This is a genomic window from Methylobacterium sp. P5_C11 (genome assembly GCF_054049775.1).
The window spans coordinates 109953-119084 of the sequence record NZ_JBFULS010000010.1 but is presented as its reverse complement, the minus strand read 5'-3'; the positions used below and the strand labels follow the sequence as shown (position 1 = coordinate 119084).

7 protein-coding genes, 1 pseudogene and 1 other annotated feature are annotated in these 9132 nt (G+C 69.1%); of the genes and pseudogenes, 5 read left to right on the top strand and 3 right to left on the bottom strand.

The window, feature by feature from the left end; all coding sequences use genetic code 11:
* The 5 genes and pseudogenes from ACXJKQ_RS08395 to ACXJKQ_RS08375 all read left to right on the top strand — a co-directional run.
* Positions 1 to 278, top strand: a pseudogene (locus ACXJKQ_RS08395) (methyl-accepting chemotaxis protein); the annotation flags it as partial.
* Between the two features lie 155 nt (positions 279 to 433).
* Positions 434 to 2104, top strand: coding sequence for a methyl-accepting chemotaxis protein (locus tag ACXJKQ_RS08390; RefSeq protein WP_457105305.1), 1671 nt, complete (start codon positions 434 to 436; stop codon positions 2102 to 2104).
* 64 nt (positions 2105 to 2168) lie between these two features.
* Positions 2169 to 2224 (top strand) — a sequence feature (sul1 is cis-regulatory element that is thought to sense ions involved in sulfur or methionine metabolism; They are found in Alphaproteobacteria).
* Positions 2225 to 2284: 60 nt separating this feature from the next.
* Entirely contained in the window at positions 2285 to 3781 is a 1497-nt protein-coding gene (locus tag ACXJKQ_RS08385) for a SulP family inorganic anion transporter (RefSeq protein WP_457105304.1), read from the top strand.
* 100 nt (positions 3782 to 3881) lie between these two features.
* A complete protein-coding gene (hslU, locus tag ACXJKQ_RS08380; RefSeq protein WP_457105303.1) occupies positions 3882 to 5195 on the top strand; it encodes an ATP-dependent protease ATPase subunit HslU in 1314 nt (437 codons plus the stop codon).
* 208 nt (positions 5196 to 5403) lie between these two features.
* Positions 5404 to 6291, top strand: coding sequence for an EamA family transporter (locus ACXJKQ_RS08375; protein WP_457105302.1), 888 nt, complete (start codon positions 5404 to 5406; stop codon positions 6289 to 6291).
* A gap of 10 nt (positions 6292 to 6301) precedes the next feature.
* On the opposite strand, the gene ACXJKQ_RS08370 is transcribed toward ACXJKQ_RS08375, so the two are convergent.
* The 3 genes from ACXJKQ_RS08370 to ACXJKQ_RS08360 form a co-directional block, all read right to left on the bottom strand.
* The gene (locus ACXJKQ_RS08370) at positions 6302 to 6703 is read right to left on the bottom strand and encodes a PTS sugar transporter subunit IIA (RefSeq protein ID WP_043351658.1); all 402 of its coding nucleotides are present in this window, start codon (positions 6701 to 6703) and stop codon (positions 6302 to 6304) included.
* 175 nt (positions 6704 to 6878) lie between these two features.
* Entirely contained in the window at positions 6879 to 7319 is a 441-nt protein-coding gene (locus tag ACXJKQ_RS08365; RefSeq protein ID WP_457105301.1) for an HPr kinase/phosphorylase, read from the bottom strand.
* The gene (locus tag ACXJKQ_RS08360; protein ID WP_457105300.1) at positions 7319 to 9124 is read right to left on the bottom strand and encodes a stimulus-sensing domain-containing protein; all 1806 of its coding nucleotides are present in this window, start codon (positions 9122 to 9124) and stop codon (positions 7319 to 7321) included. The genes ACXJKQ_RS08365 and ACXJKQ_RS08360 overlap by 1 nt, the downstream gene beginning before the upstream one ends.
* Positions 9125 to 9132 lie beyond the last annotated feature (8 nt).

Sequence of the window (9132 nt, the reverse complement as noted above, 5' to 3'; positions counted from 1 at the left end):
TCACCGAGCGGATCCGGGAGATCAGCGGCGTGGCGACCTCGATCGCCGCCGCGGTGGAGCAGCAGGGCGCGGCCACCCAGGAGATCGTCCGCAACGTCGCGCAGGCGGCCCTCGGCGCCGGCGAGGTGACGAGCAACATCTCCGGCGTCGCCGGCGCGGCGGAGGAGACCGGAGCCGCGGCCAGCCAGGTTCTCGGCGCCGCCGCCGAGCTGTCGCGGCAATCCCACGCCCTGACCGCAGAAGTCGGYCGCTTCCTCGAAAACGTCAGAGCCGCCTGAACGGTGCCGCGCGGTTCGCTCCGAACCGCGCGCCCGGCTGCTTCCGTCACCACACGTTTGACGACGACCAATATTGCCGTCCGTCGACGGTTTACGACGCATTGACGAATATACGGCATTTTAGCGCCAACCGAGCCACCACGGTTGGAAATCCAATGAAAATCGGCGGAAAACTTCTGGGCTTTGTCGGCGCCTGCAGCCTGACGACGCTGGTGGTGGCCGGGGTGAGCGTCGCCACGCTCCAGAGCTTCGAACGCGCCCTGACAGACGTCGAGAGCGCGTCGATCCGGGCGCTAGACGCCGCGAATTTCAATCGCCTCGCAGCCGAGGTGACGATGGATTCGCGCGGCGTCTATGCGTCGGCCGACCGTGCCGAGGCCGCGAAATACACAGCCGGCATCCGCAAGGGCTTGGCCGAGATGGACGCCCTTAGGGCGGAGTGGGCACCACGGGTGACCGCAGCCGAGCGCCCGCTCTTCGAGACCATGATGCGCAACGCCGATGCGTTCCGGAACCTGCGCAGCACCCTCGCCGATGCCGGCGACACGTCCGGCCCGAAGGCCGCCGCCGAGCTGGGGTTCAACGACGCAAACCGCGCCAACCGCAAGGCTTTCCAGGCCAGCATCGATACCCTGGTCACCCGCGGCCGGGACGAGATGAGCGCGATCAAGGCCGATACGCAGGCGTTGTTCGAGACGCGGACCTTGCTTCTCCTCGGGCTGGCCCTTGCCGGAACCGCAATCTGCTGCCTCCTCGGCTTCCTCGTCGGACAACGGCAGATCGCCCGGCCCCTTCGCGCGGTCTCGGATGCGATCCAGCGCCTCTCACGCGGAGACCTGACGATGCCGGCGATCAAGCCAGGGCGCGACGAGATCGGCGCGATCTGGACGAGTATGCAGGTGTTCAGCGATACGATGCGGGAGTCCGAGAGCCTGCGTCACGAGCATGACCGGATGCGGCTCGATTCGGACACGCGCAAGCGCTCCGAGATGTCCGGCCTCGCCGACCGATTCCAGGGCAGCATTGGCGGCTTGGTGGACCACCTCGCCGGCGCCGCCGCCGGACTGGAGCGTGCCGCCGCAACCATGGCGGGCAACGCCGAGCATGCCGGGACGCAGTCGCAGGCCGTTACCCGAGCGGCCGAGACCACAGCCTACAACGTCGAGGCCGTCGCCGCCGCCACCGAGGAACTCGCCGCCACGGCGAGCGAGATCGGCGTGCAGGTCACGCAGACCTCGACTGCGGCCGAGAGCGCTGTCGAGGCGGCGCGACGGACCCGGTCCAGCGTTCAGGCGCTCGCCCGCAGCGCCGACGGGATCGGCCAGGTCGTCTCGCTGATCTCCACCATCGCCGGCCAGACCAACCTGCTGGCCCTGAACGCCACGATCGAAGCGGCCCGGGCCGGCGAGGCCGGGCGCGGCTTCGCGGTCGTCGCCACCGAAGTGAAGGATCTGGCAACGCAGACCGCCAAGGCCACCGACGAGATCGCGGGTCAGATCGCGGCGATGCGCGCCGCGACCCACGAGGCGGTCGCCGCCATCGAGGAGATCGGCGGCACGATCGAGCAGGTGCATGGGATCGCCCTCGGCGTTGCCGCGGCCGTCGAGGAGCAGCAGCTCGCCACCCAGGAGATCGCGCGCAGCGTTTCCGAAGCCGCGAGCGGCACTCGCGCCGTCACCGAGACCATGGCGCTCGTCCTCGGAGCGGCCCGGAACACCGGCGCCAGCGCCGCCGAGGTTCTGGACGCGGCGGCCGACATCGCCCGCCGTTCCAGCGGGCTTGGTGGCGAGGTCGCGGGCTTCGTGGCGCAGGTGCGGGCGGCCTGAGCGTCGCGTCGCGGCGCCTGCATGTTGCATTGCAGCGCACACACCCGTAGGGTCCGCGCATTCGCAAGGACCCGGTGAAAGCCCGGGTGGCTCTTCCGGCCGCCGATCCGCCGGACCACGCATTCGAGACGCGTTTGGACCCGCCAGCGACGCGGGCGCGCCGCTCGTGCGGATTCCCTTATGTCACTCAGCTTCTCCGGACGGCCCGGATCTCTCCGGTCGTGGACATCCAACATCCGCGGCGACACGCTTTCGGGCATCGTCGTCGCCCTCGCGTTGATCCCCGAGGCCATCGGCTTCTCGGTGATCGCCGGGGTCGACCCCAAGGTCGGCCTCTACGCCTCCGTGGTCATCGCCTGCACCATCGCCTTCGCGGGTGGCCGCCCGGCGATGATTTCGGCCGCCACCGCGGCCACCGCCGTGGTGATGGTCGACCTCGTGCGGGAGCACGGGGTGCAGTACCTCTTCGCCGCCACCATCCTGATGGGCCTCATCCAGATCCTGGCGGGCTTTTTGAAGCTCGGTCGGCTGATGCGCTTCGTCTCGCAATCGGTCATGACCGGCTTCGTCAACGCCCTGGCGATCCTGATCTTCCTGGCGCAGATGCCCGAACTCACCGGGGTCACGCCGGCGACCTACGGTCTGATCGCCCTCGGTCTCGCCATCATCTACGGATTCCCGCGGATCACCCGTGCGATCCCGTCGCCCCTCGTGGCGATCGCGGTGCTGACGGCGATCACCGCGGTCTTCCACCTCGACGTCCGGACGGTCGCCCATCTCGGCGCCCTGCCCTCGTCACTGCCGCGCTTCGTCCTTCCGGACGTCCCCCTGACCTGGGAGACGTTCCGGATCCTGCTGCCCTACGCGGCGACGCTCGCCGCGGTTGGCCTGCTGGAGAGCCTCCTCACCGCGCAGATCGTCGACGACCTGACCGATACCGGCAGCGACAAGAATCGCGAATGCATGGGCCAGGGCGTCGCCAACATGGCCTCCGCGGTGTTCGGCGGCATGGGCGGCTGTGCGATGATCGGCCAGTCGGTGATCAACGTCTCCTCCGGCGCCCGCGGCCGTCTCTCGACCCTGGTGGCCGGGGCGTTCCTGCTGCTGCTCCTCGTGGCGCTTCAGGACCTGCTCGCCGTGGTGCCGGTGGCGGCGCTCACCGCCGTGATGATCATGGTCTCGATCAACACGTTCTCTTGGCGCTCGCTGGCGCGCCTCCGGACGAACCCGCTGCCCTCCTCCGCGGTCATGCTGGCGACCGTCCTCGTCGTGGTGGCCACCAAGGATCTCGCCATCGGCGTGCTGGCCGGCGTGCTGCTCTCCGGCGTGTTCTTCGCCGGCAAGGTCTCCCGGCTCAACCGGATCACCTCGGCCCTCTCGGCGGACGGGCGGACCCGGACCTACAGCGTCTCCGGACAGGTCTTCTTTGCCTCGGCGGGCACCTTCTCGGAGGCAATCGACGTGCTCGAGCCGGTCGAGCGACTCGTGATCGACGTCCACGCGGCGCATTTCTGGGACATCTCGGCCGTCGCCGCCCTCGACCGCGTGGTGCTCAAGGCCCGCGCCCGCGGCCGCGACGTCGCGGTCGTGGGGCTCAATGCGGCGAGCACGACCCTGGTGGAGCGGTTCGGCCAGCACGACAAGGACGGTACGGGCGCGGTCCCGGCGACGCACTGAGGCGGCTATCTGACCGCGCCTCGCCCCTTGCGCGGGGCGGCGCGGAACCCCATTCCCGGCGCGGGGCCGCATTCGGGCCGGGAACAGGGATGGCACAGCGGTGACGACGTTCTCTCCGCGCGAGATCGTGTCCGAACTCGATCGCTTCATCGTCGGACAGCACGACGCCAAGCGCGCCGTGGCGATCGCGTTGCGCAATCGCTGGCGGCGCCAGCAGCTCACAGGACCTCTCCGTGAGGAGGTCGCGCCCAAGAACATCCTGATGATCGGGCCGACCGGCTGCGGCAAGACCGAGATCGCGCGCCGCCTCGCCCGCCTCGCCAATGCGCCGTTCCTCAAGATCGAAGCCACCAAATTCACCGAGGTCGGCTATGTCGGCCGCGACGTCGAGCAAATCGTCCGCGACCTCGTGGAGGTGGCGATCGGCCTGACCCGGCAGGCAAAGCGGGAGGGCGTTAAGGCCAAGGCCGAAGCTGCGGCCGAGAACCGGCTCCTCGACGCCCTCGTCGGGCCGACCGCCAGCCAGTCCACCCGCGACAGTTTCCGGCGCAAGCTGCGCAACAGCGAACTCGACGACAAGGAAGTCGAGCTGGAGCTGACGTCCGGCGCCCCCACCGGCATGCCGATGTTCGAGATCCCCGGCATGCCGGGCGCGTCCATGGGCGCGATCAACATCGGCGACATGCTCGGCAAGGCGCTCGGCGGCCAGCGCGGCAAGCCGCGCCGGATCTTGGTGCGGGACGCCTACGCACCGTTGATGGCCGAGGAATCCGACAAGCTCGTCGACGACGAGGCGCTGGTCCGTGAGGCGATCGGCGAGGTCGAGAACAACGGCATCGTGTTCCTCGACGAGATCGACAAGATCTGCGCCCGCGAGGGCCGCACCTCCGGCGACGTGTCCCGCGAGGGCGTTCAGCGCGACCTGCTGCCGTTGATCGAGGGCACCACCGTCACCACCAAGCACGGGCCGGTGAAGACCGACCACATTCTCTTCATTGCCTCGGGCGCCTTCCACGTCTCGAAGCCGTCCGACCTCCTGCCCGAGTTGCAGGGCCGGCTGCCGATCCGGGTGGAGCTCCAGCCGCTGACGGTGGACGACTTCAAGCAGATCCTCACCGCCACAGAGGCGAGCCTGATCAAGCAGACCGTGGCCCTGATGGAGACGGAGGGCGTGATCCTCACCTTCACCGAGGACGCCGTGGACGCCCTCGCCCGTGTCGCCGTCGAGGTGAACTCATCGGTGGAGAACATCGGTGCCCGCCGGCTTCAGACGGTCCTGGAGCGGGTGATCGACGAGATCTCCTTCACGGCGACGGACCGATCCGGCGAAACGGTGCCGATCGACGCCGCCTACGTGCGCGACCGCGTGCAGGATCTGGCGGCGAATGCGGATCTGAGCCGGTTCATCCTCTGAGGACTGCCCGGATCGGGATCCGCCGGTGCGCGTCCCCGGCCCTCGGGCCACCTTTCACATAGGCGGGAGGGGCCGCGCTTCGGTGCGGCCGGCCGGGGCGGCGATGCATCGAAGCGTCACGAGGACGGCCGCTCTGCCGGCCACGCCCAGATCGGACGCCGAGGCTGCTATCCCTGCGCCGGATCGCGATCCTGAGGAATGTCGACGCGTGTCACACAACAGGTTCGGCGTCGGCGATACTGTTCTCTCGGTGGCGGCCCTCGTCACCGGCATGCTCTCCCTCCAGTGCGGCGCGACCTTCGCCAAGAGTCTGTTCCCGGCGGTCGGCGCAGCCGGGACGTCCGCCCTGCGGGTCGGCTTCTCGGCGCTGATCCTGATTGCCGTCTGGCAGCCATGGCGACGCAGCCTTCCGGCGCGCGAGGCCGGCTGGATCGCCCTCTACGGGACCGCCCTCGGGCTGATGAACCTGCTATTCTACCTCGCCCTGGCGCGCCTGCCCCTCGGACCGGCCGTGGCCATCGAGTTCGTCGGTCCTCTGGCCGTTGCGCTGATCGCGTCCCGCCGCCGCTCGGATTTCCTGTGGATCGGTGTGGCGGTGGCCGGGCTGACGCTGCTGCTGCCGATCGCCACCACGGACGGGCTCGATCCCGTCGGCATCCTGCTCGACCTCGGTGCGGCGCTGGCCTGGGCGCTCTACATCCTGTTCGGGCAGCGGGCCGGGCGCATCGATGGCGGCCAGGCCGTGTCTCTGGGGATGTTAACGGCTGCGCTCGTCGTGGCGCCCTTCGGCATCGCGGAGGCCGGTTCGGCCCTGCTCGCGCCCGGCATCCTGGCTGCGGGCCTCGCGGTGGCGCTGATGTCGAGCGCCCTGCCCTACTCGCTGGAGATGATCGCCCTGCGCCGACTCGATCGGAAGAGCTTCGGTGTCCTGATGAGCGTGGAGCCGGCCGTTGCGGCCTGCGCGGGACTCATCCTGTTGGGAGAGCAAATCAGCGCCGTGCAGTGGCTCGCGATCGCAATGGTGATCGCGGCATCCGTGGGAATCACCGTCAGCGCGCGACGGTCGGCCCCCAGGGCGGCCGTACTGGAGTCCTGACCGAGGTAAACTACTTACCCGCGAGAACTCGCGAGGCGACGTTGATGTATTTTCGACCGGCTTCCTGAGCGTGGAGCACGGCGTCGCCGAGCTTCTCCTCGTCGCGGACGCTGGCAAGCTTGATCAGCATCGGCAGATTGATTCCGGCCACCACCTCAACGGAGCCGCCGTTCATGCAGGAGAGGGCAAGATTGGAGGGGGTGCCGCCGAACATGTCGGTCAGCACCACCACGCCCTCTCCGGTATTCACGCGACAGACCGCGGACATGATGTCCCGGCGTCGCAATTCCATATCGTCCTCCGGCCCGATCGTGATCGTCTCGATCTGATCCTGTGGGCCGACCACGTGCTCCAGAGCGGCCTTGAATTCGGTCGCCAGTAGCCCGTGGGTGACGAGCACCATGCCAATCATGGACACGTGTTCCAACGTCCTGTGTGTGTCGCCATGTTGTGCATCGCACAGCCCCCAACAAGGCGAACGCGACTTTTTTGCCCGGACATTGCCGCGATCATGCCACGCGCGCTTCGTGCGCGCCATGGGGGTATACCAATGTTGCGCGACTCAAGCGGCCTGTGCGGCTGCGAAGTCACGGATGATGTTTTCGCAGTGCCGCACGGATCAGGAGCGGGGCAAGGCCGGCCGAACGGGCACCGCGATCGAGCACGAGGCGATGCAGGGTGATTCCGAGGAGCACCGCATCCGCTGGCGGCTCCGGCAGGCGCATCGCCGAATCGACGAGATCTACGGCGAGATGCAGCACCGCCTCCGGCGCGGACGGTAGACCGAGATCGGCCACCGAAAGGATCCCCTGCCCCCGGACCTCGACCCGCCCGGCCAGCGCCGGATGTGGGGAGGCGACGAGTCGCCCGTCGCGCGCCATGCAGACGACCCGATCGTCGGCCACGAAGGCTCCGTCCGCCGCGGTGGCGAGGAACAGGGCGAGGCTGGATTTGCCGGCTCCGGACGGCCCGCGGATCAGGATCCCGGACCCGCACAGCGCGACGCAGGCGCCGTGAAGGGTGATCATCAGGCGTGAAGCTGCCGCGGTGCCGCCGGCAGGCGCACGACGAAGCGCGCGCCCCGCACCGTCGGCTCGCCGTCCTCATCGGGGGCACCGGGACGGTTCTCGGCCCGGATCGTACCGCGATGAGCCTGCACGATCTGGCGGGAGATCGACAGGCCGAGACCCGAATTCTGGCCGAAGCCCTGCTCCGGACGGTCGGTGTAGAAGCGCTCGAAGATCCGCTCCAACGCGTGCTCGGGGATGCCCGGCCCTTCGTCCTCGCAGATCATCTCCACCTCGCCGCGAACCCGGCGCAGCACGACCCGGACCTTGGCGTCGCTCGGCGAGAATGAGCGGGCGTTGTCGAGGAGGTTGTTGACGACCTGCCCGAGCCGGCTGTCGTGACCGATGATCGTGAACGGCGCATCCTGCTCGGATCCGGTCGATTCGACGTCGAGCTGAATCAGGCAGTCCTTCGGGCGCCGCCGCTCGTTGGCGACGGAAACGACGGTGGTGAGAAGCCGCCGCAGATCGACCCGCCGCGCCTCCGCCCGCGCCAGTTCGGCATCGAGCCGCGAAGCGTCGGCGATGTCGCTGATCAGCCGGTCGAGGCGCTTCACGTCATGCTGGATGATCGCCATCAGGCGGCCGCGGGACTCGTCCGACTTCGCGAGCGGTAGCGTCTCCACAGCGCTGCGGAGGGAGGTCAGGGGGTTCTTCAACTCGTGGCTGACATCGGCCGCGAAGCTCTCGATGGCGTCGATCCGCCGGTAGAGCGCCTGGGTCATGTCGCGCAAGGCGCCCGACAGGTGGCCGATCTCGTCGGTGCGCTCCGTGAAATCGGGGATTTCCTCGCGGGTCTTGATGCCCATGCGGACCTTCTCGGCCGCCTCCGCGAGGCGCCGCACCGGACCCGCGATGGCGCCGGCCAGGAGGAACGACAGGACCACCATCACCGCCGATGCCACGAGGAACACCTGCAGCAGGCCGAATCGTTCCGAGGCGATGACCCGGTCGATGGCGTCGCCCTGGGTCGAGATCAGCAGGGCGCCGCGGACCGAGCCGGCCCGGTGGATCGGCACCGCAACCGAGACCGTGGTCTCGCCGAGCTTGTTGCGGCGGACGAGGCTGTCGCGGTTGCCGCCGAGGGCCGCTTGGACCTCTCGGAGGGAATGGCCGTTCACCGGCCCCGTTTCCTCGGTCGCGTCGGTCCGGCCGCGGAACAGGCCGCCGAGCTTCGACTGGACCGCCTCGAACGCGGATTCGAGCATCCCGGGCTTGTGGGGCTTCGGCTCCAGCGGATCGGGGCGGCTCGCGTCGCCGCGCTTGAACAGGGTGCGGGTGTCGAACAGGAGGCCGCCCTCCTGATCGTAGACCCGGGCGCGGTTACCCGTCGGCGTCACGAGGCGCGACAGGAGGGGCGCCACCTTCTCGGGGTTGAGCGAGAACGCGAGCGGCTGTGATTCCTCCTCGGCGGCCTCGCCGGCCTGCTGCTGGAGCAGTTTGTCGGGATCGATGCGGATCGTATCGGTGTCCACCGACGCCGAAGCCGCGATCGCCCCCGCGATGATCTCGCCCTGGATGGCGAGGCTCTGGATCCGTGCCTGGATCAGGCCCTGGCGGAACTGGTTCAGGTAGAGAAACCCGACGAGCAGGGCGATCAGCCCGACGAGGTTAAGGACGACGATGCGCCGCGTCAGGCTCGACGAGGCGCGCTGGCCGACGGCGTCCCACAGGGCGCGGGGCAACGCGAGCGGGCGGGACAGGGCCTGGGCCAGGGAGGTGCGGGGTCGGGCATCCTCAGTCTGGGAAGGAGTGCGGGCGGTCACGCGGCGAG

Excerpts from the sequence above, each read along its gene's own strand:
- ACXJKQ_RS08370 (WP_043351658.1), bottom strand. The coding sequence starts at position 6,703 with ATGATTGGCATGGTGCTCGTCACCCACGGGCTACTGGCGACCGAATTC.
- ACXJKQ_RS08365 (WP_457105301.1), bottom strand. The coding sequence starts at position 7,319 with ATGATCACCCTTCACGGCGCCTGCGTCGCGCTGTGCGGGTCCGGGATC.
- ACXJKQ_RS08390 (WP_457105305.1), top strand. The coding sequence starts at position 434 with ATGAAAATCGGCGGAAAACTTCTGGGCTTTGTCGGCGCCTGCAGCCTG.
- ACXJKQ_RS08385 (WP_457105304.1), top strand. The coding sequence starts at position 2,285 with ATGTCACTCAGCTTCTCCGGACGGCCCGGATCTCTCCGGTCGTGGACA.